This window comes from Pseudomonas sp. PGPR40 (assembly GCF_022014505.1).
Classification (GTDB): domain Bacteria; phylum Pseudomonadota; class Gammaproteobacteria; order Pseudomonadales; family Pseudomonadaceae; genus Aquipseudomonas.
On the sequence record NZ_JAKLSP010000020.1, the window covers coordinates 114,543 to 137,443 of the forward strand.

The window sequence follows — 22,901 nt, forward strand, 5'->3', positions numbered from 1 at the left end:
CTCTGCGTCCGCTTTTGGGACGCAGAGCGTCCCTTGCTGCATTCCCACGCAGAGCGTGGGAACGAGCGTGGTTACAGCTAAAGAGTGCGATTTTCCCCTCCCTACGCTAACCTGCGGCCATGTTTTACGAGGTCGACTATGCACATTCATATTCTTGGTATTTGCGGCACTTTCATGGGTTCGATGGCGGTTCTGGCCAAAGAGCTGGGCCATCATGTGACGGGCTCCGATGCCAACGTCTATCCGCCGATGAGCACTCAGCTGCAAGCCCAGGGCATTGAGTTGACTCAAGGTTACGACCCGGCGCAGCTCGATCCAGCCCCGGATCTGGTGGTGATCGGCAATGCCATGTCCCGCGGCAACCCGGCCGTCGAATACGTGCTGAACAAAGGCCTGCCGTACGTCTCCGGCCCGCAATGGCTGGCAGATCACGTATTGCAAGGCCGCTGGGTATTGGCGGTTGCCGGCACTCACGGCAAAACCACCACCAGCAGCATGCTCGCCTGGGTCCTGGAGCACGCCGGCATGAGCCCGGGTTTCCTGATTGGCGGCGTGCCGCAAAATTTCTCGGTGTCAGCGCGTCTGGGCGGCACTCCGTTCTTCGTGATCGAAGCCGACGAATACGACAGTGCATTCTTCGACAAGCGCTCGAAATTCGTTCACTACCGTCCGCGCACGGCGATCCTGAACAATCTGGAGTTCGATCACGCCGACATCTTCCCTGATCTGCCGGCCATCGAGCGGCAGTTCCATCATTTGGTGCGGACCATCCCGAGCGAAGGCCTGGTGATCCATCCGACCACCGAACCGGCCTTGCAGCGTGTGATCGAAATGGGCTGCTGGACTCCGGTGCAAACCACCGGTGCCGGCGGTCAGTGGCAGGTCAAACTGCTCAGCGAAGACGGCTCGAAGTTCGAAGTGATGTTTGAAGGCGTCGCTCAAGGCGTGGTCGAGTGGGACATGACCGGTCAACATAACGTCGCCAACGCCTTGGCCACCTTGGCCGCCGCGCGTCACGTCGGCGTAGTACCGTCGATGGGCATCGCTGCACTGAGTGCGTTCAAAAGCGTGAAGCGGCGGATGGAAAAAGTCGCTGAAGTCCGCGGTATCACCATCTACGACGATTTCGCGCATCACCCGACCGCCATTGCCACCACCCTCGACGGTTTGCGCAAGCGCATTGGCGACGCGCCACTGATCGCGATCATCGAGCCGCGCTCCAATTCCATGAAGCTCGGCGCTCATCGCGATGGCTTGCCGGAAAGTGTGGTCGATGCCGATCAGGTGATCTGGTATTCGCCGGCCAACCTCGGTTGGGATTTGGGTGCCACTGCAGCGTTGTGCACCGTGCCATCGATCGTCAGCGATTCGCTGGAAGGCATCATCGAGCGCGTGAAGAGCCAGGCCCAGCCCGGTACGCACGTGGTGATCATGAGCAACGGCGGCTTCGGCGGCCTGCACGGCAAACTGGCTGAGGCGCTGCAATGAACAACGGCCCGGAACGCATCACGCTGGCGATGACCGGCGCTTCGGGCGCTCAGTACGGCTTGCGCCTGCTCGACTGCCTGGTGCGTGAAGACCGCGAGGTGCACTTCCTGATCTCCAAGGCCGCGCAACTGGTGATGGCCACCGAGACCGATGTCTCGCTGCCGTCGAAACCGCAGATGATGCAAGCCTTCCTCACTGAATACACCGGCGCCGCTGCCGGGCAGATTCGGGTGTATGGCAAGGAAGACTGGATGTCGCCGGTGGCTTCGGGCTCTGGCTCGCCAGCGGCGATGGTGGTGGTGCCATGCTCCACCGGGACCTTGTCGGCTATCGCGACCGGGTCCTGCAACAACTTGATCGAGCGGGCTGCGGATGTGACCTTGAAGGAGCGCCGCCAGCTGATTCTGGTGCCGCGCGAGGCGCCGTATTCGAGCATTCATCTGGAGAACATGCTCAAGCTGTCGAACATGGGCGTGACGATTTTGCCGGCATCGCCGGGCTTCTATCACCAGCCGCAGACCATCGATGACTTGATCGACTTCGTCGTGGCGCGAATTCTCAACTGTTTGAACATCCCGCAAGACATGCTGCCGCGTTGGGGCGAACACCATTTGAGCAGCGATGAATAAACTGCTGATCATCCTGTTGGCTGTGCAACTGGCGGGTTGCGCCACGGCGCGCACCCTCGATGCCGCCAAGCCTGGAGCGCCGGTGGTGTATTCGGGGACGCGTCTGGATTGGTATGCGATGAACGGCGGTTGCTGCGCCATGGACCGATTCGGTGCAGAAGCGCCGAGTTATCCGGGTGTTGACCTGCCGGCCAGCGTCTTGCTCGACACGCTGCTGTTGCCGCTGTCGTTGTTGACGGTGATTGGCGTTAGTTTTCAAGCGACCGGTGGGTTGTAGCGTTCGGCTGTGAATCGGTGTTGCGCCCTTCGCGAGCAAGCCCGCTCCCACATTTGATCTGTGTCGTTCACAAATCCAATGTGGGAGCGGGCTTGCTCGCGAAGGCGTCCGTTTGGGCGCCGCAGAATCATTTGCCTAACTTGCGCAACTCATCCGATTCGACAATCCGCACGCCATCCTGCTCTTCCAGCGCCAGGCGCCACATCGCTCGGGCCAGTTGGCAGGCTTCGATGCCGTGGTATTTGCCCGGAATCAATCGCGACAACGGACCGGCGACTTTCTCGCCCAGTCGTGGCTCGACACGATCGCCCAATAACAGAGAAGGCCGGCAAATGGTCAGCTGCGGCCAATTCTGCGCGCGCAATGCGTGTTCCATCTCGCCTTTGACCCGATTGTAGAAAATCGAGGATCTGCGATCGGCGCCCAGGGCGCTGATCACGATCAAGTGTCGTGCGCCCATTTCACGCGCACGCTTGGCGAAGGCCACCACCATGTCCAGGTCCACCGCGCGAAACGCTTGCTCGGAGCCGGCTTGTTTGATTGTGGTACCGAGGCAGCAGTAGGCAATGTCGACGCGACCGTTCAATTGCGGCAAAAACTCTGCCGGGTCGCCGACCGGGTTTTCCAGATGAGGATGCTCGGCCAGCGGCCGGCGTGAGGGGGCTAATACCCGTGTAATCGTTGGCTCGTTGAGTAGACGGTCAAGCAAATGTTCACCGGTCAACCCGGTAGCTCCGGCAAGCAATACATGCTGAGGCGTCAAGTACATAGTCATTCCCCCTTGATACTATTCAGCTTAGTTGCTCTTTTCATCCTTGCTGATAGAGACACTTTGCAGGGCCTTTCGTGCCTGCTGTTTGCGTAACGATTGCCAGTGGGCGAGAACGGTTTTCGGAGCCCAGATTTGCGGCTCGGAGGCTTCGAAGTTGTCGGCCAGTTCACGTTCGGCCACGGTGGCCCTGGCCAGTTTGAAGGCTTGCTCCAGATCATCGGTCTGGTTCAGTGCCTGGGCGAACAGCGCGTCGCCGAAATAAGTGAAGTTGGCTTCCTCCGAACACCCAAAGGACACTCGGTCGGCGCGCGAGGCAGTCATGATCAGGGTGCGTTCGTCCTTGAGGGCCGGGATGAAACCGCCGGAATAGCAAGACGAAATCACAATGATCTTGTCACGTTTCTTCAGGGGTGCGAGGACGGCGGCGAGTTCGTCGGCCGGCAGGTCGGCCAGTTCCATGCGTGGCTGGTCGAGTACCAATTCGTGTTCGCTGGTGCCATGGCTGGTCAGGTAGATGAACAGCAAGTCTTCCGGGCCGCTGCGATCGGCCAGGGTCTGGGCGGCGCGGCGCAGGTTCTCCCGGGTGGCCATCGGCCGGTCGCCGAGGTGATCGCGATGGTTGACCAGGCGGATCTGGCCGAAGGCGCCGAAACGGCTGGCGAGCATGTTGGCGACGTAATCGGACTCGCGCAGGAACACGCTCTGCTTGCCGTCACCGCCGACGGTCATGGTGTACAGCTCGACCGCGGGGGTCGAGGCGGGCACGTTGGCCAGTGCATCGTCGAGCAAACGACCCTGGGCCAGCAAGCCGAGTTCAAGGGGATCGGGCAACAACTTGCCGTCGGCATCGCGCACGCGCTGACTATTGACCCAGGTGCCGCTTTGCACCGTGCCATCGGTCAGCACCAAAGTACCCTGGCCCTGATAGTTGTCGCCGTCGAACTGGCCGGTATAGAAACTGCCATCGGCCAGGTTCAAGCGGCCCTGACCGGTGAAGCGCCAGTCGCTGAACTGACCGATGTAGTGACTGCCGTCGGCGCCGATCAACTCGCCCTTGCCGCTGAGCACGCCTTCCTTGAACTGACCGAGCCAGACATCGCCATCGGCGTTCTCGTAGCGGCCCTTGCCGTGCAGTTGATTGTTCTTGAAACCGCCGACATAGATATCGCCATCGGCACTGTTGAAGGTGCCGTTGCCCTCCAACTGACCGTCAACGAAATGCCCGGTGAACTGATTGCCGCTGGCATCGCTGCGCTGGCCTTCGCCGTTGGGTTTGCCGTGGGCGAATTGCCCCTGGTACTGGCTGCCGTCTGCGAGTTCCAGACGACCGAGCCCTGAATATTGATCGGCTTTGAATTCGCCGCGGTAGGTCATGGCGTTTTCTTTGAGGGTGCCTTCACCGTCCCGTCGACCCGCCTTGAAACCGCCGGTATAGCTGCTGCCCGTAGTGGTCAGCGTGCCCTGGCCGTCGAAAAGCCCTTGCTGGAATTGTCCGCGATAGACTTCGCCGTTGCTGCCATGCCATTCGCCCTGGCCATGCCATTGGCCTTTGTCGAACTGGCCGGCGTACCAGCTGCCGTTCGGGTAATCGATGCGGCCCTCGCCTTGCAGCAAGCCGTTGACCAGATCACCGCGATAGCGTCCGCCGTCCGGCAGGCGGGCGTCGGGAGGCAACAGCGATTCGCCATCGCCGCAAGCGGTGAGCAACAGGGTCAGAGCAAGGAGTGCAAGTGGGCGCATAGCGGGATCCGGGCAATTAGGCGACCGAGTATGCCGCAGCTATGTGTCGCATTTATAGAGACACGGCGCAGACACGGCGCGAAACAGCGTGAGCTGCTTCGCATCCGGGATGCTTTACACGAAGCAGAGGGACAGTGGTTCGGCGATATACGCCGGTTTGTCCGACCCTTCGATTTCAAGCGTGGCGGTGGCCTTGAGCAGCCATTGGCCGGGTTTTTTCTCGATGACTTCGTTCATGTCGACCTTGAGTCGAACCCTGGAATTGACCTTCACAGGCTGGATGAAGCGAACGCTGTCCAGACCGTAGTTGACCACCATCTTCGCGCCTTCGGGCAGGATGAGGATGTCTTCCATCAGTTTGGGGATCAGCGACAACGACAGGAAACCATGGGCGATGGTGCTGCCAAAAGGTGTTTGCGCGGCTTTGACCGGGTCGACATGAATGAACTGATAATCGCCTGTGGCTTCTGCGAACAGGTTGATACGTTCCTGATCGATGGTGAGCCATTCGGAACGTCCGAGTTCCTTGCCGACATAATCTTTGAGCTCTGCAACTGGAACATAGGGCATTGAGACTCTCCTTGGGTCATCGGTTTTATAGTTTTCGAGTGGGGGATCAGACCTCCCTGCGAACCACTTTAGATCAACATGGCAAATGGCTCCGGTCAACTATCCATGCTTTTGGCGAATGCCGATTCATAGTGTTGACGTGCTTATAATGCCTCGCGCCTTTTGCAGGAGATGATGGATGTTGTTACGTGGCCTGACCTGGCTGGTGCTGTTTCAATTGCTCGGCACCGCCCTCAACCATCTGATATTGCCTGTGCTGCCGGGGCCGATCATTGGCCTGCTGCTATTGCTGGGATATCTGATTATTCGCGGCCAAGTCGGCGAGCCGCTGAGCCTCGCGGCCAGCAGTCTGCTGCGTTACCTGCCGTTGCTTTTGGTACCGCCGGCCGTGGGGGTGATGGTGTATGCCGCCGACATTGCCGCGGATTTCTGGGCGATCACCGGTGCGCTGGTGTTGTCGTTGCTGCTGTCGATGGCCTTCGCGGGGGTGCTGATGGAGCGCTTGGTCAAGCGTCATGCCCATTCCGAGGACGACCAATGATGTTCGATTGGCACGGCGCCTGGGTGTCGGTGATTCATCATCCGCTGTTCGGTATTGGCATTACCCTGGGGGCGTATCAGTTGGTACTGGCGGTGTTCGAGAAAACTCGCTGGATTTTTCTGCAACCGGTGCTGGTCTCCATGTTGCTGGTCATCGGTGTACTGGTCGGTTGCGGCCTGAGTTACGCCGAATACCGCAAGAGCACCGAGATCCTCAGTATCTTGCTCGGGCCGGCTACCGTTGCGCTGGCGGTGCCGCTGTACCTCAACCTGCGGCGGATCCGTCAGTTGTTCTGGCCGATATTTACTACGCTGGTGATAGGTGGCGTGGTCGCCACGGGCATGGTGGTGTTGCTGGGCTGGTGGTTCGGTGCCGACCACATGATCCTGATGACCCTGGCACCCAAGTCGGTGACCTCGCCGATTGCCATGTTGGTGGCGCAGCAGATCGGTGGCGTCGCGGCGCTGGCGGCGGTGTTCGTGTTGATTACCGGTGTGATCGGAGCGATCTTCGGGCCGAGTCTTTTGACTCGTCTCGGTGTCCATAGCCCAGAGGCCCGTGGTATGGCTCTGGGCATGACCGCCCATGCGGTCGGCACGGCGGTGGCGATGCAGGAAAATGAAGAGTGCGGCGCCTTCGCGGCGCTGGCGATGAGTCTGATGGGCGTGGCCACGGCGGTGTTCCTGCCGTTGGCGGTGTCGATGGTGGTGTAAGGAAATGTCTATGAGTTTGCCGCTTTTTCCGCTGAACACGGTGCTGTTTCCGGACTGCATCCTCGACTTGCAGATCTTCGAGGCGCGCTACCTGGACATGATCGGTCGCTGCATGAAACAGGGCGGCGGCTTCGGCGTGGTGTGCATCCTCGACGGCAAAGAAGTCGGCATTGCCCCCGAAGGCTACTCACGGGTGGGGTGCGAGGCGCTGATCACCGATTTTCATCAGCAGGACAACGGCCTGCTGGGCATTCGGGTGAAGGGCGGGCGGCGTTTTCACGTGGTGCGCACCGAGGTGCAGCGTGACCAGTTGATCGTCGCCGAAGTCGAGTGGCTCAAAGATGAACCCGAGCAACCGCTACAGGATGAAGACGCCGACCTGGTCGCGCTGCTCAAGGCTTTGGCGGAACACCCGATGGTCGAAGCGCTGAGCATGGGCACCGAAGCGACGGGACAACAGTCGCTGGCCAATCAGTTGGCCTATCTGTTGCCGTTTGCCGAGGTGGACAAGATTGACCTGCTGCAACTTGATGATCCGCAGCAACGGCTGGATGCGATTCAGGCGTTGCTGGATGAATTGCAGGGTGAGTTGTTTGCCTGACGTGCGCTAGAAGGTCGCTGGCAAACCAGCTCCTGCAACGGACATCGTGAAAGACACGCACCCGTAGGAGCCGGCTTGCCGGCGAAGGCGCTTTCATCGGCGTTGCATGACGTGAGGCCGTCTTCGCTGGCAAGCCAGCTCCTACAGATTCGGGCCGGGCCAATCCAGCGCAGGCGCTGTCGCAGGCTGAGATATTGTGGTTTTCAATAGGCGTATCTCAACAGCGTCTGCGGCAAATGCCTCAACACAAAGAAACCGAACAACGCCACCAATGATGGCAACACCAGCCACCAGATTTTTGGCGGCATGGCGTTGAGCGGAGTCTGGCGTTGAGTCAGCCATAGGCTGGCCGCACATACGCATGCCGCCAACATCGCGCCGGCCAGTACATCGGTCGGCCAGTGCGCCCCCAGATACACCCGCGACAAGGCAATCGTCAGTGCCGGCAAGCAGCCTACCAATAACCAGGTCAGGCGCATTCGCGGCGGTTGTCCGCGACCAGCCAGCACCGCGAGCGTCAGGAATAGCGCGAAAGAGCCAGAGGCATGGCCGCTGGGCATGCTGTAGCTGGTCAGTGGATCACTCAGCACTTCCGGGCGCACACGGGCGAAAAAGTGCTTGGTCGCGGTGTTGCCCAGCGCGGTGAACAGCAGGGTGCCGCCGGCGAAGATCGCGTGCCGCCATTGTCGTGTCAGCAACAGCAAGACTGTCAGCAGGGCGCTGAACATAAACATGTTGCGGAACTCACCGATCAGCGTGAACACCACGGCCGCCTCATCGAGCATCGGGCTGCGGTGTTCCTGTATCAGCGCCATCAACCCCTGGTCGAGGGCGGTCAGGTGCGGATAGCCGATAAACAGACCCGCCAAAATCAACAGGCTCATGCTGGTAATGAATATCGTGGCCTTGCGATGTCGGCGAAGGCTGCTGGTTGCACTCAGCCCTACCATCACAGCAATGCTGCCCGCGACGATCCCGGCCTCAGGCCAGAAGCCCTCAGGCAACGGCAAGCGAATCGCCGCGCCCGTGGCCCAGCCAGGCAGCAGATAGGCAACGGTCCAGCCCGCGGCGGCCAACAGGCTGACGACGGCAAAGCGCGGGAACGGCATGTCGAACATTCCGGCGACCATCGGCAGCATCGGTCGCAGCGGGCCGATAAAGCGTCCGACCAACAGGCTGGCAATGCCATAACGCTGGAAATAAGCCTCGGCGCCGGCCATCCATTCCGGATGATGACGCAACCCCGGCAAGCGACGGATGTTCTGATGGAAATGTCGCCCTAAGAAGTACGAAACAATGTCGCCCAGCACACCACCGAGGAAACCCAGCAGCAGCGTTTCACCCAACGACAGCGCGCCACTGCCGGCCAGCACCGCCACGGCAAACAGCAACACTGTGCCGGGCACGATCAGCCCGGCAATCGCCAGGCATTCCACACAAGCCACTATGAACACTGCCGCGGCCAGCCACTGCGGATTGACCGTCAGCCAACCAGTCACGCTATCGAGCCATGGGCCCATAAAAACAACTCCATAGAATATTCACTTGACCCAGAAGGGACGAATCTTCCAAAGGCTAAAAGTCCCTGGTCAGTTAAGACACGGAACCCTGTAGGAGCGAGCTTGCTCGCGAAGGCGGCGGTACAGTCAACATTGATGTCGCCTGATATACCGCTTTCGCGGGCAAGCCCCAATGCCAGTCAGTTAAGCCGCGGAACCCTGTAGGAGCGAGCTTGCTCGCGAAGACGGCGGCACAGCAAACATTGATGTTGCCTGACCCACCGCTTTCGCGAGCAAGCTCGCTCCTACAGGGATTCCCGTTTGTCTGTAGTCCGGGCACGTCTCAAGTCAGCAAAAAATAATCGCGACCTTCGACTTGCCCCCGGCGCAGCGGGTTGCGCGTGCAGTAAAGTGCGTAAGCCGCATCAACAAAACGGTACATCAAATGTTCATCGCGCCCGTGGGGAATGCCCAGGCGTGTGGTCTGGATGATGTGGCCGGGCGCAGGCCCGACATCCTCCACCAACAGGACTTCATGGTCGAAGCGCTTGGCATCCCAGACTGGCACCTTCAGCCCCAGCGCCTTGCAGAGCAGCGTCTGTCCGGCACACAGTTTTTGCGAGGGGCGAGGGCGCCCTTGAGCGTCGGGATTGTTCAATAGCATCTGCGCCAGGCTCGCCGGCCCGCTCAATTCATCGACCCATGGATAAGCGGATTTGATCAGCACTGCATTCCCGGGACCCTGAGCGCTGAAGTTCAGGGAATCGCCGCCGCGGGCGTAATACATATAGATATGGCCGCCATCCAGAAATAAAGCCTTACGCTTTTCCGTGTAGCCAAGGGAAGCATGGCTGCCTTTTTCTTCGCAGTAATAGGCTTCGGTCTCGATGATTCGCGCACTGAGCCACAGGTCGCCGACCCGATGACGGATGATTTTGCCCAGTAAATCCCGGGCCAGCGTTTGGGCATCGCGGTCGAAAAATGCATCCGGCAACCCCTTGGGCTGGCGCGTAGCGGACGCAGAAACAGGCAGGTTGGTCATGATGAACAGCGTTTATCAGGGCTGATTGAGTCGTGATGATAACAATTGCAGCTTAATCACGGCTGAACGACGGCAAATTACGCTCGATTTCGACCATCCGCCCGTCACCGCTGTTAGTCCCGGGACGCGACAGCTATAATCTGCCGCTTTCCTCTTTACCAAGACCACAGCAGACCATGACTGAGTCCGTTCTTGACTACATGACCCGTTTGGGGCGCGCCGCCCGCGAAGCTTCCCGCGTGATCGGCCGTGCCAGCACCGCGCAGAAAAACCGCGCCTTGCAGGCGGCTGCCAATGCGCTGGATGCTGCACGCACCGAGCTGACCGCAGCCAATGAACTGGATTTGGCCGCCGGCCGCGCCAATGGTCTGGAGCCTGCTCTGCTGGAACGTCTGGCGCTGACCCCGGCGCGCATCGACGGCATGATCGTCGGTTTACGCCAGGTCGCGGCATTGCCGGACCCGGTCGGCGCGATTCGCGACATGAGTTATCGCCCGTCGGGCATTCAGGTCGGCAAGATGCGCGTGCCATTGGGCGTGATCGGGATCATCTACGAATCACGGCCGAACGTGACCATCGATGCCGCCAGCCTGTGCCTGAAGTCCGGCAACGCGACCATCCTGCGGGGCGGCTCCGAGGCGATTCATTCCAACCGTGCCATCGCCGCCTGCATCCAGCGCGGTCTGGCCGAAGCCGATTTGCCCGCTGCCGTGGTGCAAGTGGTCGAAACCACTGACCGCGCCGCCGTCGGCGCGCTGATCACCATGCCTGAATATGTCGACGTCATCGTGCCCCGTGGCGGCCGTGGCTTGATCGAGCGCGTCAGCCGTGACGCCCGCGTGCCCGTCATCAAACACCTGGACGGCATCTGTCACGTCTACGTCAGTGCTCACGCCGATTTGCCGAAAGCCCAGCGCATCGCGTTCAACGCCAAGACTTACCGTTACGGTATCTGTGGCGCCATGGAAACCCTGCTGGTCGATCAGGCTGTCGCCAAGGAATTCCTGCCGTCGATGGCTGCCCAGTTCCGCGAGAAAGGCGTCGAACTGCGCGGTTGCGAGCGTACCCGGGCGATCGTCGAGGCCGTTGCGGCCACCATCGAGGACTGGCACACCGAATACCTGGCGCCGATCCTCTCGATCCGCGTGGTCGACGGGCTGGATCAGGCCATCGAGCATATTAATAAGTACGGCTCCCATCACACCGATTCGATTGTCAGCGAAAACCTGGCCGACACCCGGCGTTTCGTGGCTGAAGTCGATTCGTCTTCGGTCATGATCAACACCCCGACGTGCTTCGCCGATGGCTTCGAATACGGATTGGGTGCCGAGATTGGCATTTCTACTGATAAGCTGCACGCCCGCGGTCCGGTGGGCCTCGAAGGTCTGACCTGCGAGAAGTACATCGTGGTCGGTGACGGTCAGTTGCGCGGCCAGGAGTCGGTCTGACTTGGGCGACCTTGACCCGTCAACCCAAGTGACCGCCAGCGAGTCCCAGCCTCGACGCATTGGCGTACTGGGCGGGACCTTCGATCCGGTGCACATCGGCCATTTGCGCGGTGCACTGGAAGTCGCTGAATCGCTGGCGCTCGATGAGTTACGGCTGACACCCAGTGCCAGGCCGCCTCATCGCGGTACGCCGCAGGTGTCGGCGAAGGACCGGCTGGCGATGGTCAAGTGCGCGGTGGCCGGTGTGCCACCGTTGGTGGTGGATGCCCGCGAATTGCAGCGGGACAAACCGTCCTACACCATCGATACCCTGGAGCTGATGCGCGCCGAACTGGCCGCCCCAGACCAGGTTTTTCTACTTTTGGGCTGGGACGCATTTTGCGGCCTGCCCACTTGGCACCGCTGGGAAGAGTTGCTCCAGCATTGCCACATCCTGGTGTTGCAACGCCCGGATGCCGACAGCGAACCGCCGGATGCCTTGCGCAACCTGCTGGCAGCGCGCTCGGTGAACGACCCGCTGGCCCTCAAAGGGCCGAGCGGACAGATTGCATTCGTCTGGCAGACGCCGCTCGCGGTATCCGCCACCCAGATCCGTCAACTGCTGGCCAGCGGTAAGTCGGTACGTTTCCTGGTGCCCGACGCGGTCCTGGCCTACATCGATGCGCACGGACTCTACCGTGCGTCGAACTGAAAAAGGGCGCGCTTCAAGGCACGTGAACGCGTGTATCGAAGCGCCCGAACATACGAGCAAAACGAGTTTTATATGACTGACAAAGACGTAAACAAAGTAAAGCGCAAGGGTACATTCAAGAGCGCTCCGCTGCCGGTAGAGGCTCCAACAGGCGTTGCACTGGCCGGCGAAGAGCTGGTCAAGGTTGCCGTAGCGGCCCTGGAAGACGTCAAGGCCCAGGACATTCAGGTGATCGACGTTCGTGAAAAGCAGAGCATCACTGACTTCATGATCATCGCTACCGGTACGTCCAACCGCCAGATCGGCGCGATGCTGGACAAGGTTCGCGAGGCGGTCAAGGCCAAGGGCGTCAAGCCGTTGGGTGAAGAAGGCAAGGGCGACAGCGACTGGGTGTTGCTGGACATGGACGATGTCATCGTGCACATGATGACTGCCTCGGCGCGCCAGTTCTATGACCTGGAACGCCTGTGGGCCGGTGCCGAGCAGAGCCGTTCGGCCAGCGCCGCGCATCACAGCCCGGAAAACACCCATGAGCATTTCACCAAGCTCAACAAAGACCAGCAATAAGGGAACGCTGTGCGACTGCGACTGATCGCCGTCGGTTCACGCATGCCCAAATGGGTGGAAGAAGGCTGGCATGAATATGCCAAGCGTCTTCCGTCCGAGCTGGCGCTGGAACTGGTGGAAATTCCGCTCAATACCCGCGGCAAGAACGCCGACGTGGCGCGCTTTATCCGTCAGGAAGGCGAAGCCATGCTGGCCAAGGTCGGGCCGAATGAGCGCATTGTCACCCTCGAAGTCCACGGCAAGCCCTGGAGCACCGAGCAACTGGCGGTTGAACTCGATCGCTGGCGGCTGGACTCGCGCACGGTGAATTTCATGGTTGGCGGCCCCGAGGGGCTGGCGCCGGAAGTCTGTGCGCGGGCGGATCAACGCTGGTCGTTGTCGCCGTTGACGTTGCCGCACCCATTGGTGCGGATTCTGATCGGCGAACAGCTGTATCGTGCCTGGACAGTGCTGTCCGGCCACCCTTACCACAAGTAGTTCTACCCTCATGCCCCAGCCGATCCGCATCAAGGACCACGAAAAAGACGCCCGTCTGGTGCGTGGCCGCGTCGTGTTCGGGGCCATTGCAGTTGTAGTGCTGATTGGGGTGCTGATCGCGCGGCTGTATTTCCTTCAGGTGATCCAGTACGAGTACCACTCGACCCTGTCGGAAAACAACCGCGTCCATGTGCAGCCGATTCCACCGACTCGCGGGTTGATCTTCGACCGAAATGGCGTGGTGGTGGCCGACAACCGGCCCAGCTTCAGCCTGAGCATGACCCGCGAACGCTCCGGCAACTGGCAGCAAGTACTCGACGTCATCGTTGAAGTGCTGGGGCTGACGCCCGAAGACCGGGTGATCTTCGAGAAGCGCATGCGTCAGGGGCGCCGACCGTTTGAACCGGTGCCCATCCTGTTCGAGCTGACCGAAGAGCAGATCGCCCGCATCGCGGTAAACCAATTCCGCCTGCCCGGTGTGGAAGTGGTCGCGCAGCTGGTGCGTCATTACCCGCAGGGCGCGCACTTTGCGCACTCGGTGGGTTACATGGGGCGGATCAATGAGAAAGAGCTAAAAACGCTGGATCCGGTGGGTTACAGCGGTACCCATCAAATCGGCAAAACCGGTATCGAGCGCTTCTACGAGCCCGAGTTGCACGGTCAGGTCGGCTACGAAGAAGTCGAGACCAACGCCCGCGGCCGCGTGCTGCGGGTACTCAAACGTACCGAACCGATTTCCGGCAAGGACATCGTCCTGAGCCTGGACATCAAACTCCAGGAAGCTGCCGAGGCCGCACTGGGCGGTCGTCGTGGCGCGGTGGTGGCGCTGGACCCGAAAACCGGCGAAGTGCTGGCGATGGTCAGTCAGCCGAGTTTCGACCCGAACCTGTTCGTCACCGGCATCAGCTTCAAAGCCTACTCCGAGTTGCGCGATTCCATCGACCGGCCACTGTTCAACCGCGTGTTGCGCGGTCTGTACCCGCCGGGCTCGACGATTAAACCGGCGGTGGCAATTGCCGGTCTGGATGCGGGCGTGGTCACCGCATCGACCCGGGTCTACGACCCCGGTTACTACCAATTGCCCAACTACGATCACAAATACCGTAACTGGAACCGTACCGGCGACGGTTACGTGGATCTGGACACGGCGATCATGCGCTCCAACGACACCTACTTCTATGACCTGGCCCACAAGCTGGGGATCGATCGGTTGTCGGCGTACATGAGCAAATTCGGCATTGGCCAGAAGGTCTCCCTGGACATGTTCGAAGAATCACCGGGGTTGATGCCGACCCGGGAATGGAAGCGCGCGACCCGGCGTCAGGCCTGGTATCCGGGCGAAACGCTGATTCTCGGGATCGGTCAGGGCTACATGCAGTCCACTCCGTTGCAGTTGGCCCAGGCCACGGCGCTGGTGGCCAACAAGGGTGTCTGGATTCGTCCGCATTTGGCCAAGACCCTCGAAGGGGCGAAGCCGGTGGACGAAAATCCAATGCCGGACATTATCCTGCGTGACCCGTCGGACTGGACCAAGGTCAACCACGGCATGCAGCAGGTGATGCACGGTGCCCGCGGTACGGCGCGCAAGGCGTCCATCGGTGCTCAATACCGGATTGCCGGCAAGAGTGGTACGGCTCAGGTGGTCGCGATCAAGCAGGGCGAAAAGTACGACCGCTCCAAGGTTCAGGAACGTCACCGCGACCACGCCTTGTTCGTCGGCTTCGCGCCGGCCGACAACCCGCAAATCGTGGTGTCGGTGATGGTCGAGAATGGCGAGTCCGGTTCCGGCGTCGCTGCACCTGTGGTGCGTCAAGTCATGGATGCCTGGCTCCTGGACCAGGATGGCCGACTGAAAGCCGAATACGCCAGCCCTATCAGTGCGGAGGCTACGGCCCGTGAATAGTAATTTCGATCGCATGCTCTCCAGCGAGGATGTGATGCGTCGCCGTGCGACGCTGCTGCAGCGCCTGCACATCGATGGCCCGCTGCTGATTCTGCTGTTGATCCTCGCGGCTGGCAGCCTGTTCGTGCTGTATTCGGCCAGCGGCAAAAGCTGGGATCTGCTGGCCAAGCAAGCCACTTCCTTCGGCATCGGCCTGGTGTCGATGATCGTCATCGCCCAATTCGAGCCGCGCTTTATGGCCCGCTGGGTGCCGGTCGCCTATGTAATCGGCGTGCTGTTGCTGGTGATAGTGGATGTCATGGGCCACAACGCCATGGGAGCCACGCGCTGGATCAACATTCCCGGGGTGATCCGCTTCCAGCCTTCGGAATTCATGAAGATTCTGATGCCGGCGACCATTGCCTGGTATCTGTCCAAGCGCACCTTGCCGCCACAGCTCAAGCATGTGGGCGTCAGTCTGTTTCTGATCGGGTTGCCATTCATCCTGATCGTGCGTCAGCCCGACCTCGGCACTTCGCTGCTGATCCTCGCAGGTGGCGCGTTCGTTCTGTTCATGGGTGGCCTGCGCTGGCGCTGGATTCTCAGCGTGATTGCCGCGGCTGTGCCGGTGGCGGTCGGCATGTGGTATTTCGTCATGCACGACTACCAGAAGCAGCGAATCCTGACCTTCCTCGACCCCGAGAGTGATCCGCTGGGCACGGGCTGGAACATCATTCAGTCGAAAGCGGCCATCGGTTCTGGCGGCGTGTTCGGCAAAGGCTGGTTGCTCGGCACTCAGTCGCACCTGGACTTCCTTCCGGAAAGCCACACCGACTTCATTATTGCGGTGATGGGCGAAGAGTTCGGCCTGGTGGGCATCTGCGCATTGTTGCTGATTTACCTGCTGTTGATCGGTCGCGGGCTGGTGATTACTGCCCAGGCTCAGACATTGTTCGGCAAATTGCTCGCGGGCAGCCTGACCATGACGTTTTTTGTTTACGTTTTCGTCAACATCGGTATGGTCAGTGGCCTGTTGCCGGTTGTGGGGGTGCCGTTGCCATTCATTAGCTACGGAGGAACTTCGCTGGTGACGCTACTGTCAGCGTTTGGGGTTTTGATGTCGATCCATACCCATCGCAAGTGGATCGCACAGGTTTGAATAAGGTGAAGATTTCAATGCAAGCAATGCGTGGCTGGGCGACTCGATACGCACCGTGGATCGGCCTGGTAAGCATCCTTGGGGCTGCGCAGCAAGTGTTGGCCGGCGATTACGAAGGCTCACCGCAGGTGGCCGAGTTCGTCGGTGAAATGACCCGCGACTATGGCTTTGCCGGTGAACAGCTGATGGGCGTGTTCCGCGAAGCCGAACGCAAACAGTCGATTCTGGACGCCATCTCCAAACCTGCCGAGCGGGTTAAACAGTGGAAAGAATATCGCCCGATGTTCATCACCGATGCGCGCATCGCCCGGGGTGTGGACTTCTGGCGTCAGCATGAAGTGATCCTGGCTCGTGCCGAGCAGGAATACGGGGTGCCGGCGCAGGTGATCGTCTCGATCATCGGCGTCGAGACCTTTTTCGGTCGCAATACCGGTAATTTCCGGGTGATCGATGCCTTGTCGACCCTGGGTTTCGACTATCCTCCCCGTGCCGAATTCTTCCGCAAGGAATTGCGTGAATTCCTGCTGCTGGCCCGTGAAGAGCAGGTCGACCCGTTGACCCTCAAAGGCTCTTACGCCGGGGCCATGGGCTTGCCGCAATTCATGCCGAGCAGTTTTCGCGCCTATGCGGTGGATTTCGACGGTGACGGCCACATTAATATCTGGAACAACCCGATTGATGCCATCGGCAGCGTCGCCAGTTATTTCAAGCGTCACGGCTGGGTCGCCGGCGAACCTGTGGTCAGCCGCGCCGATGTGCGTGGCGATCAGATAGACGAAGGTTTGACCGCAGGCATCGAGCCGACGAAAACCGTCGGGGAGTTGCGGGCGCTGGGCTGGTCGAGTCATGATGCGCTGCGCGATGATATGCCGGTCACGGCTTTCCGCCTGGAAGGTGACAATGGCCCCGAATACTGGATGGGCCTGACGAATTTTTACGCAATCACGCGTTATAACCGCAGCGTGATGTACGCCATGGCGGTACATCAACTGTCTGAACAGCTGGTCCAAGCACGGGGCGTCAAGTAATGCGGGCATTGCCTATGAATAAACCCCTGAAGCTCATGGCATTCGCCGCGTTGACGGTCCTGGTCGCCAGTTGTTCGACCAGCCGCGCGCCGGCTCAGAAATCCCCGACCGCCGTTCGTTCGGCACCTGGCCTGGATATCAACCGGGCTCACAAGGATGGCGCACCCTGGTGGGATGTCGACGTATCGCGCATCCCGGATGCCACACCGACCCTGCACAGCGGTCCTTATAAAGCCAATCCTTACACGGTACTGGGCAAGACTTATTTCCCGCAGCAAGAGTCCAAAACCTACGTGGCCTCGGGCACTGCGTCCTGGTACGGCACCAAATTCCATGGTCAGAACACTGCCAACGGCGAGGTGTATGACCTGTATGGCATGAGCGCCGCTCACAAGACCTTGCCACTGCCAAGTTACGTTCGGGTGACTAACCTGGACAATAACAAGACGGTCATCCTGCGGGTCAACGACCGCGGGCCGTTCTACTCGGACCGGATCATCGACTTGTCCTACGCAGCCGCCAAGAAGCTCGGCTACGCTGAAACCGGCACGGCGCGGGTCAAGGTCGAAGGCATCGATCCGCAGCAATGGTGGGCCGCCAAAGGCCGTCCGGCGCCCTTGATGCTTAATGAGCCGAAAGTTGCGCAAAATAGCGCCCCGGTAATTACGGCTTCGGCCGGCGCCGTCGAGCAATGGACGCCACCGCCGCAGCAACACGCCGCGGCCGTAGTACCCGTGCAGATCGATGCAAAAAAAAACGCTTCTGTACCAGCCTCTGGCCAGTATCTGCAGGTGGGCGCGTTCGCCAACCCGGACGCTGCAGAACTCCTGAGATCGAAGCTCAGCGGGATGGTGAGCGCTCCGGTGTTCATCAGTTCGATCGTGCGTAACCAACAGACACTGCATCGGGTGCGCCTGGGGCCGATTGGCTCGCCAGGTGAAATCCAGCAGGTGCAGAACAGCGTGCGGCTGGCCAATCTCGGTTCGCCGAGCCTGGTCAGCGCCGAGTGATACGTAGTACTTGATTGACGGTTCGCTTGCGGTTTTGGGGGGCGAACCGGGTTGTTGGCTCGTTGAAGAACAAAAGCCCGGCAAGGGTTGCAGAGTGAGCAACTGAACACGTGACAGCTTTTTAGAGAGTTGTCTGATTAGTTTTGCCTTTGGGCAGTTTCCATTAGCGATTTCGAGAGACGGATGAACATCACCACCTTTGCCAAACGCCTGTGCCTGCTAGTCCCGCTGCTCCTCTCGCCTGCCGCTTTCGCGGTCGAGATGATGCCGTCGCCACCGCAACTGGCCGCCAAAGCCTACGTACTCATGGATGCCAGCAGCGGCAACGTGCTGGTAGAGAACAACGGTGACCAGCGTCTGCCTCCGGCCAGCCTGACCAAGCTGATGACCGCCTACATCGCGACCCTGGAAATCCGTCGTGGCCAGATCGGCGAAAACGATCCAGTGACCGTCAGCGAGAACGCCTGGCGTACCGGTGGTTCGCGGATGTTCATCAAGGTCGGCACGCAAGTGACGGTCAGCGACCTGCTGCATGGCATCATCATTCAGTCGGGCAACGACGCCAGTGTTGCGCTCGCCGAGCACATCGCCGGCAGCGAAGACGCGTTCGCCGACATGATGAACAAAACCGTGGCCGACCTGGGCATGACCAACAGCCACTTCATGAACCCGACCGGTCTGCCGAACCCGGAGCACTACTCGTCGGCTCACGACATGGCCGTGCTGGCTCGCGCAATCATCCACGAAGACCCGGCTCACTACGCGATCTACTCGCAGAAAGAGTTCTTCTGGAACGGCATCAAACAGCCTAACCGTAACCTGCTGTTGTGGCGCGACAAGACCGTCGATGGTCTGAAAACCGGTCACACCGACGAAGCCGGCTACTGCATGGTGTCTTCGGCTGTACGTGATGGCATGCGCCTGATCGCCGTGGTGTTCGGTACCAACAGCGAAGTGGCCCGTGCCGCTGAAACCCAGAAGCTGCTGACTTACGGTTTCCGTTTCTTCGAAACCCAGACCTTCTATCAGAAAGGCGCCGAGCTGGCTCAGGCACCTGTCTGGAAAGGCACGACCAATCAAGTCAAGGCCGGCCTGGCTCAAGACCTGACCATGACTCTGCCAAAAGGCCAGCTGAAAAAGCTCGCTGCCAGCATGACCATGACCCCGCAACTGGTCGCGCCAATCGCCAAGGGCGATGTGATCGGTAAAGTCGAAGTGAAACTGGACGACAAGGTGGTGCACAGCGCCGACCTGATCGCTCTGGACGCGGTCGACGAGGGTGGTATCTTCCGCCGCATGTGGGATAGCATCCGTCTATTCTTCTACGGCTTGTTCAACTGAATTAGTGTGGACCTGCATGGCCCCGTTCCAATCCGGAGTGGGGCCATGTCCGTTGCCACGGCTTACGAGGCCGTTACGCCATGACCGATACCGAAGTAAAGGCGCCTAAGATCGAATTTCCGAACGACGATTACCCTATTAAGGTGATCGGCGATACCGGTGTGGGCAATAAGGACAGGATTGTCGCGATTGTCGAGAAGCACGCGAAGATCAATCATGCCCTTAATGTTGAGCGCCAGAGCACTAATGGCAAGTACACCACGATCCAGTTGCACATCGTCGCCACTGGTCAGGAACAGCTGTACGAAATCAACAGCGAATTGCGGGCTACCGGCTTCGTAAAAATGGTGTTGTGATGTCTGGCACGCTGGGCTTTCGCGAACTCGGCCAGATGGCTTACGAGCCGGTCTGGCATGCCATGCAGCGCTTCACCAATGAGCGCGGCAGCGATGCCGCCGACGAGATCTGGCTGGTCGAACACCCGCCGGTTTTCACCCAGGGGCAGGCCGGCAAGGCCGAGCATTTGTTGCTGCCGGGTGATATTCCGGTGGTTCAGGTCGATCGTGGTGGTCAGGTGACGTACCACGGTCCCGGACAACTGGTGGCCTATCTGCTGCTGGATGTGCGCAAGCTGGGTTTCGGTGTACGTGACCTGGTCAGTCGCATGGAGCAATGCCTGATCGAGCTGCTGGCCAGCTACGGCGTGACCGCGGTGGCCAAGCCGGATGCACCGGGTGTCTATGTCGAAGGCGCGAAAATCGCTTCTCTGGGTCTGCGGATCCGCCACGGTTGTTCCTTTCATGGCCTGGCCCTGAACGTGGACATGAACCTGGAACCGTTTCGACGGATTAATCCCTGCGGGTACGCCGGGCTGGCGATGACCCAGCTGAGCGATCACGCAGGATCGATTGAATTTGCCGAGGTAAGTGCCCGGCTGCGCGCGCAGCTCGTCAAACACCTCGACTATGCTGAGCAGACGACCCTAACGGGCGGAATCGACTGATATGACTACTGATGCAGTGCAAACCATGATCCCGACGCTCGATGTCACCGAGCGTCCGGCCCCGCGTGCCAAGGTTGAAGCCGGCGTCAAGCTGCGCGGCGCCGAGAAGGTTGCACGCATCCCGGTGAAGATCATCCCGACCACTGAACTGCCGAAGAAACCCGACTGGATTCGCGTGCGCATCCCGGTTTCCCCGGAGGTCGACCGCATCAAGGCCCTGCTGCGTAAACACAAGCTGCACAGCGTGTGCGAAGAAGCGTCCTGCCCGAACCTGGGCGAGTGCTTCTCCGGCGGCACCGCCACCTTCATGATCATGGGTGACATCTGCACCCGTCGCTGCCCGTTCTGCGATGTCGGCCACGGTCGTCCGAAACCACTGGACGTCAATGAGCCGGAAAGCCTGGCCATCGCCATCGCCGACCTGAAACTGAAGTACGTGGTAATCACCTCGGTAGACCGCGACGACCTGCGCGACGGCGGTGCCCAGCACTTTGCAGACTGCATCCGTGAAATCCGCAAGCTGTCGCCGAACGTGCAGCTCGAGACCCTGGTCCCGGACTACCGTGGCCGCATGGACGTCGCGCTGGAAATCACCGCCGCCGAGCCGCCGGATGTGTTCAACCACAACCTGGAAACCGTGCCACGCCTGTACAAGGCTGCGCGTCCGGGTTCGGATTACCAGTGGTCGCTGACCCTGCTGCAACGCTTCAAGCAGATGATGCCGCACATTCCGACCAAGTCCGGTTTGATGCTGGGCCTGGGCGAAACCGACGAAGAAGTTATCGAAGTCATGAAGCGCATGCGCGAACACGACATCGACATGCTGACCCTGGGTCAGTACCTGCAACCGTCCCGCAGCCACTTGCCGGTGCAGCGCTTCGTGCACCCGGACACCTTCGCCTGGTTCGCTGAGGAAGGTTACAAGATGGGCTTCAAAAACGTCGCTTCCGGTCCGTTGGTACGCTCCTCGTACCATGCCGACGAGCAGGCGAAACTGGTCAAGGCCGAGCTGATGTCGTCCTGATCCTGTTTTGAGAAAACGCCCGTAAGGATTTTTAACCTTGCGGGCGTTTTTATTGCCGGTGAGTGAACCGCTTTTCGTAGGAGCCAGGCTTGCCGGCGAAGGCGCTCTCAAGGACGCCTTCGCCGGCAAGCCTGGCTCCTACATGTCCGATCTATCTTTGGCTGACTGGCATTGGTGCGACTGACCCTCTTCTGTTTATTCCCATACCTGACTACTGTGTGCTGAAGCGTTCACACAGGGAGATTCATGGATGACCGCTCGACCGACCCATACCCCTTGTCCTCATGTTCCCGTTCCGGCCTTACCGCCTGCAGGGCTGATCGGCGTGATCGCGCCCGCCGGCCCCGCAGCGCTGGACACCGATAAAGCCATTGCCTGGATGCGCGCTCGTGGCTATGCGCTGCACGTGTTTCCCGGCGTTTATGAGCAAGAAGGTTATCTGGCCGGCAGCGATGAGGTGCGGCTCAATGACTTGCATGGCGCATTCGCCGACAACGAGGTCGATGCCATCATCTGTCTGCGTGGTGGTTACGGTACGCCGCGTTTGCTCGATCGCATCGATTTCGAATTACTGCGCAATAACGCCAAGCCGTTCATCGGCTATAGCGACGTCACTGCACTGCACTTGGCCATCAGTCGTTATGCAGGCTTCGTGACCTTCCATGGCCCGATGCTCAACGCTGACCTGCTGGGTGACAAGCAGCAACCTACTGAGTTTTCGTTTTTCAACATGCTGCGCGGACAGGTAAAGGCGGGCAGTGTGCTTTCTCACCCGGTGGCCTGGCCGTTGACCACAATCGAGCCCGGCATCGCTCACGGACGTTTGCTGGGGGGCAACCTGTCAATGATCGCCGCGACCATGGGCACGCCTTACGAGATCGATGCCGAGGGCGTCATCCTGTTCATCGAGGACATTAACGAGCCGCTGTATCGCATCGACCGGCTGCTGACTCATTTGCGCCTGGCCGGTACGTTACACAAGCTGAGCGGGGTTCTGGTGGGGGATGTGGCGGGGGTGGACGTGATCGCGCTGGAGAGATTGCTCAAGCAGACCTTTGCACCGTTGCGCATACCCGTACTGGCCGGATGGCGTAGCGGGCATTGCGATCCGAATTTGACGCTGCCGATGGGCGCGCTGGTCAGGCTGGATGCGGGGGACAAGACGTTGGTGTTGGAGCAGGATGTGGTGATCAGGCGGTAGTTCGTTAGCGCCTGATAGTCAGTCTTCGCGGGCAAGCCTCGCTCCTACAGAGATTGCGTGATCAACGTCCTTCTGTAGGAGCGAGGCTGTTGTGGCTCAATGTTTTTGGACCATGATGTAGGAGTGTCGATCTAAGGAAGCATCATGGGATATCGGGTTGTTAACGCCGAGGAAAAAGCGGAAGCCATTCGCTTGGTT

The 22,901-nt window shown here is 60.0% G+C and carries 24 protein-coding genes; 19 read left to right on the plus strand and 5 right to left on the minus strand.

Translation table 11 applies throughout. The features are described from left to right. Nucleotides 1–138: 138 nt before the first annotated feature. Genes mpl through MEB48_RS18230 form a run of 3 tightly spaced genes read left to right on the plus strand, consistent with a single transcriptional unit; the run spans nucleotide 139 to nucleotide 2,394 of the window. On the plus strand, nucleotides 139–1,488 hold the full coding sequence (gene mpl / locus MEB48_RS18220; protein WP_237885388.1) for a UDP-N-acetylmuramate:L-alanyl-gamma-D-glutamyl-meso-diaminopimelate ligase: 1,350 nt from the start codon (nucleotides 139–141) through the stop codon (nucleotides 1,486–1,488). Further along, the gene (gene ubiX / locus MEB48_RS18225; protein WP_237885389.1) at nucleotides 1,485–2,117 is read left to right on the plus strand and encodes a flavin prenyltransferase UbiX; all 633 of its coding nucleotides are present in this window, start codon (nucleotides 1,485–1,487) and stop codon (nucleotides 2,115–2,117) included. The genes mpl and ubiX overlap by 4 nt, the downstream gene beginning before the upstream one ends. Further along, nucleotides 2,110–2,394, plus strand: coding sequence for a YceK/YidQ family lipoprotein (locus MEB48_RS18230; RefSeq protein WP_237885390.1), 285 nt, complete (start codon nucleotides 2,110–2,112; stop codon nucleotides 2,392–2,394). Before ubiX ends, MEB48_RS18230 begins: the two co-directional genes overlap by 8 nt. Nucleotides 2,395–2,521: 127 nt before the next feature. Here MEB48_RS18230 and MEB48_RS18235 read toward each other — a convergent pair whose 3' ends face one another. From MEB48_RS18235 to MEB48_RS18245, 3 genes are all read right to left on the minus strand, one after another. Next, nucleotides 2,522–3,163, minus strand: coding sequence for an oxidoreductase (locus MEB48_RS18235; RefSeq protein ID WP_237885391.1), 642 nt, complete (start codon nucleotides 3,161–3,163; stop codon nucleotides 2,522–2,524). A 27-nt stretch (nucleotides 3,164–3,190) separates the two neighbouring features. Then, nucleotides 3,191–4,906 carry a C13 family peptidase gene (locus MEB48_RS18240; protein ID WP_237885392.1) on the minus strand — a complete coding sequence of 572 codons (1,716 nt, stop codon included), beginning with the start codon at nucleotides 4,904–4,906 and terminating at the stop codon, nucleotides 3,191–3,193. Nucleotides 4,907–5,020: 114 nt separating this feature from the next. Then, the gene (locus MEB48_RS18245; protein WP_008009033.1) at nucleotides 5,021–5,476 is read right to left on the minus strand and encodes a MaoC family dehydratase; all 456 of its coding nucleotides are present in this window, start codon (nucleotides 5,474–5,476) and stop codon (nucleotides 5,021–5,023) included. Nucleotides 5,477–5,654: 178 nt separating this feature from the next. Between MEB48_RS18245 and MEB48_RS18250 the strand changes: the two genes are divergently transcribed. Genes MEB48_RS18250 through MEB48_RS18260 form a run of 3 tightly spaced genes read left to right on the plus strand, consistent with a single transcriptional unit; the run spans nucleotide 5,655 to nucleotide 7,331 of the window. Then, nucleotides 5,655–6,017 (plus strand): CidA/LrgA family protein, encoded by a 363-nt coding sequence (locus tag MEB48_RS18250; RefSeq protein WP_095054607.1) that lies wholly within the window; start codon nucleotides 5,655–5,657, stop codon nucleotides 6,015–6,017. Beyond that, nucleotides 6,014–6,730 (plus strand): LrgB family protein, encoded by a 717-nt coding sequence (locus tag MEB48_RS18255; protein ID WP_237885393.1) that lies wholly within the window; start codon nucleotides 6,014–6,016, stop codon nucleotides 6,728–6,730. Before MEB48_RS18250 ends, MEB48_RS18255 begins: the two co-directional genes overlap by 4 nt. Before the next feature lie 10 nt (nucleotides 6,731–6,740). After that, nucleotides 6,741–7,331, plus strand: coding sequence for an LON peptidase substrate-binding domain-containing protein (locus MEB48_RS18260; RefSeq protein ID WP_237885394.1), 591 nt, complete (start codon nucleotides 6,741–6,743; stop codon nucleotides 7,329–7,331). 203 nt (nucleotides 7,332–7,534) lie between these two features. Here MEB48_RS18260 and MEB48_RS18265 read toward each other — a convergent pair whose 3' ends face one another. Together MEB48_RS18265 and MEB48_RS18270 are read right to left on the minus strand one after the other, a co-directional pair. After that, nucleotides 7,535–8,851 (minus strand): bifunctional DedA family/phosphatase PAP2 family protein, encoded by a 1,317-nt coding sequence (locus MEB48_RS18265; protein ID WP_237885395.1) that lies wholly within the window; start codon nucleotides 8,849–8,851, stop codon nucleotides 7,535–7,537. A gap of 322 nt (nucleotides 8,852–9,173) precedes the next feature. Continuing rightward, a complete protein-coding gene (locus MEB48_RS18270) occupies nucleotides 9,174–9,872 on the minus strand; it encodes a DNA-3-methyladenine glycosylase (RefSeq protein WP_237885396.1) in 699 nt (232 codons plus the stop codon). A 176-nt stretch (nucleotides 9,873–10,048) separates the two neighbouring features. Here MEB48_RS18270 and MEB48_RS18275 point away from each other — a divergent pair, with 176 nt between their 5' ends. The 13 genes from MEB48_RS18275 to MEB48_RS18335 all read left to right on the plus strand — a co-directional run bounded on the left by MEB48_RS18275 (nucleotide 10,049) and on the right by MEB48_RS18335 (nucleotide 22,703). Then, nucleotides 10,049–11,320, plus strand: coding sequence for a glutamate-5-semialdehyde dehydrogenase (locus MEB48_RS18275; RefSeq protein ID WP_237885397.1), 1,272 nt, complete (start codon nucleotides 10,049–10,051; stop codon nucleotides 11,318–11,320). Between the two features lies 1 nt (nucleotide 11,321). Continuing rightward, nucleotides 11,322–12,011, plus strand: a complete 690-nt coding sequence (gene nadD, locus MEB48_RS18280; RefSeq protein ID WP_237885398.1) for a nicotinate-nucleotide adenylyltransferase — start codon at nucleotides 11,322–11,324, stop codon at nucleotides 12,009–12,011. 72 nt (nucleotides 12,012–12,083) lie between these two features. Continuing rightward, complete coding sequence (gene rsfS, locus MEB48_RS18285) at nucleotides 12,084–12,578, plus strand: ribosome silencing factor (RefSeq protein ID WP_237885399.1); 495 nt, start codon at nucleotides 12,084–12,086, stop codon at nucleotides 12,576–12,578. A 9-nt stretch (nucleotides 12,579–12,587) separates the two neighbouring features. Beyond that, nucleotides 12,588–13,055, plus strand: a complete 468-nt coding sequence (gene rlmH, locus MEB48_RS18290; protein WP_003185785.1) for a 23S rRNA (pseudouridine(1915)-N(3))-methyltransferase RlmH — start codon at nucleotides 12,588–12,590, stop codon at nucleotides 13,053–13,055. Nucleotides 13,056–13,065: 10 nt separating this feature from the next. Further along, entirely contained in the window at nucleotides 13,066–14,958 is a 1,893-nt protein-coding gene (gene mrdA / locus MEB48_RS18295; RefSeq protein WP_237885400.1) for a penicillin-binding protein 2, read from the plus strand. 34 nt (nucleotides 14,959–14,992) lie between these two features. Beyond that, nucleotides 14,993–16,096, plus strand: a complete 1,104-nt coding sequence (rodA, locus tag MEB48_RS18300; RefSeq protein WP_237885408.1) for a rod shape-determining protein RodA — start codon at nucleotides 14,993–14,995, stop codon at nucleotides 16,094–16,096. A gap of 17 nt (nucleotides 16,097–16,113) precedes the next feature. Beyond that, nucleotides 16,114–17,124, plus strand: coding sequence for a lytic murein transglycosylase B (mltB, locus tag MEB48_RS18305; protein WP_237885401.1), 1,011 nt, complete (start codon nucleotides 16,114–16,116; stop codon nucleotides 17,122–17,124). Further along, entirely contained in the window at nucleotides 17,124–18,134 is a 1,011-nt protein-coding gene (locus MEB48_RS18310) for a septal ring lytic transglycosylase RlpA family protein (protein WP_237885402.1), read from the plus strand. The genes mltB and MEB48_RS18310 overlap by 1 nt, the downstream gene beginning before the upstream one ends. A 183-nt stretch (nucleotides 18,135–18,317) precedes the next feature. Beyond that, nucleotides 18,318–19,475, plus strand: a complete 1,158-nt coding sequence (locus MEB48_RS18315) for a D-alanyl-D-alanine carboxypeptidase family protein (RefSeq protein ID WP_237885403.1) — start codon at nucleotides 18,318–18,320, stop codon at nucleotides 19,473–19,475. An 80-nt stretch (nucleotides 19,476–19,555) separates the two neighbouring features. Next, entirely contained in the window at nucleotides 19,556–19,831 is a 276-nt protein-coding gene (locus tag MEB48_RS18320) for a DUF493 domain-containing protein (protein ID WP_237885404.1), read from the plus strand. Further along, a complete protein-coding gene (gene lipB / locus MEB48_RS18325; RefSeq protein ID WP_237885405.1) occupies nucleotides 19,831–20,478 on the plus strand; it encodes a lipoyl(octanoyl) transferase LipB in 648 nt (215 codons plus the stop codon). The genes MEB48_RS18320 and lipB overlap by 1 nt, the downstream gene beginning before the upstream one ends. A 1-nt stretch (nucleotide 20,479) precedes the next feature. Then, nucleotides 20,480–21,502, plus strand: coding sequence for a lipoyl synthase (gene lipA / locus MEB48_RS18330; protein WP_007946663.1), 1,023 nt, complete (start codon nucleotides 20,480–20,482; stop codon nucleotides 21,500–21,502). Nucleotides 21,503–21,752: 250 nt separating this feature from the next. Continuing rightward, complete coding sequence (locus tag MEB48_RS18335; RefSeq protein ID WP_237885406.1) at nucleotides 21,753–22,703, plus strand: S66 peptidase family protein; 951 nt, start codon at nucleotides 21,753–21,755, stop codon at nucleotides 22,701–22,703. The last annotated feature ends 198 nt before the right edge of the window (nucleotides 22,704–22,901 follow it).

Excerpts from the sequence above, each read along its gene's own strand:
- mpl (WP_237885388.1), top strand. The coding sequence starts at position 139 with ATGCACATTCATATTCTTGGTATTTGCGGCACTTTCATGGGTTCGATG.
- ubiX (WP_237885389.1), top strand. The coding sequence starts at position 1,485 with ATGAACAACGGCCCGGAACGCATCACGCTGGCGATGACCGGCGCTTCG.
- MEB48_RS18230 (WP_237885390.1), top strand. The coding sequence starts at position 2,110 with ATGAATAAACTGCTGATCATCCTGTTGGCTGTGCAACTGGCGGGTTGC.
- MEB48_RS18235 (WP_237885391.1), bottom strand. The coding sequence starts at position 3,163 with ATGTACTTGACGCCTCAGCATGTATTGCTTGCCGGAGCTACCGGGTTG.
- MEB48_RS18240 (WP_237885392.1), bottom strand. The coding sequence starts at position 4,906 with ATGCGCCCACTTGCACTCCTTGCTCTGACCCTGTTGCTCACCGCTTGC.
- MEB48_RS18245 (WP_008009033.1), bottom strand. The coding sequence starts at position 5,476 with ATGCCCTATGTTCCAGTTGCAGAGCTCAAAGATTATGTCGGCAAGGAA.
- MEB48_RS18250 (WP_095054607.1), top strand. The coding sequence starts at position 5,655 with ATGTTGTTACGTGGCCTGACCTGGCTGGTGCTGTTTCAATTGCTCGGC.
- MEB48_RS18255 (WP_237885393.1), top strand. The coding sequence starts at position 6,014 with ATGATGTTCGATTGGCACGGCGCCTGGGTGTCGGTGATTCATCATCCG.
- MEB48_RS18260 (WP_237885394.1), top strand. The coding sequence starts at position 6,741 with ATGAGTTTGCCGCTTTTTCCGCTGAACACGGTGCTGTTTCCGGACTGC.
- MEB48_RS18265 (WP_237885395.1), bottom strand. The coding sequence starts at position 8,851 with ATGGGCCCATGGCTCGATAGCGTGACTGGTTGGCTGACGGTCAATCCG.
- MEB48_RS18270 (WP_237885396.1), bottom strand. The coding sequence starts at position 9,872 with ATGACCAACCTGCCTGTTTCTGCGTCCGCTACGCGCCAGCCCAAGGGG.
- MEB48_RS18275 (WP_237885397.1), top strand. The coding sequence starts at position 10,049 with ATGACTGAGTCCGTTCTTGACTACATGACCCGTTTGGGGCGCGCCGCC.
- rsfS (WP_237885399.1), top strand. The coding sequence starts at position 12,084 with ATGACTGACAAAGACGTAAACAAAGTAAAGCGCAAGGGTACATTCAAG.
- mrdA (WP_237885400.1), top strand. The coding sequence starts at position 13,066 with ATGCCCCAGCCGATCCGCATCAAGGACCACGAAAAAGACGCCCGTCTG.
- rodA (WP_237885408.1), top strand. The coding sequence starts at position 14,993 with ATGCGTCGCCGTGCGACGCTGCTGCAGCGCCTGCACATCGATGGCCCG.
- mltB (WP_237885401.1), top strand. The coding sequence starts at position 16,114 with ATGCAAGCAATGCGTGGCTGGGCGACTCGATACGCACCGTGGATCGGC.
- MEB48_RS18310 (WP_237885402.1), top strand. The coding sequence starts at position 17,124 with ATGCGGGCATTGCCTATGAATAAACCCCTGAAGCTCATGGCATTCGCC.
- MEB48_RS18315 (WP_237885403.1), top strand. The coding sequence starts at position 18,318 with ATGAACATCACCACCTTTGCCAAACGCCTGTGCCTGCTAGTCCCGCTG.
- MEB48_RS18320 (WP_237885404.1), top strand. The coding sequence starts at position 19,556 with ATGACCGATACCGAAGTAAAGGCGCCTAAGATCGAATTTCCGAACGAC.
- lipB (WP_237885405.1), top strand. The coding sequence starts at position 19,831 with ATGTCTGGCACGCTGGGCTTTCGCGAACTCGGCCAGATGGCTTACGAG.
- lipA (WP_007946663.1), top strand. The coding sequence starts at position 20,480 with ATGACTACTGATGCAGTGCAAACCATGATCCCGACGCTCGATGTCACC.
- MEB48_RS18335 (WP_237885406.1), top strand. The coding sequence starts at position 21,753 with ATGACCGCTCGACCGACCCATACCCCTTGTCCTCATGTTCCCGTTCCG.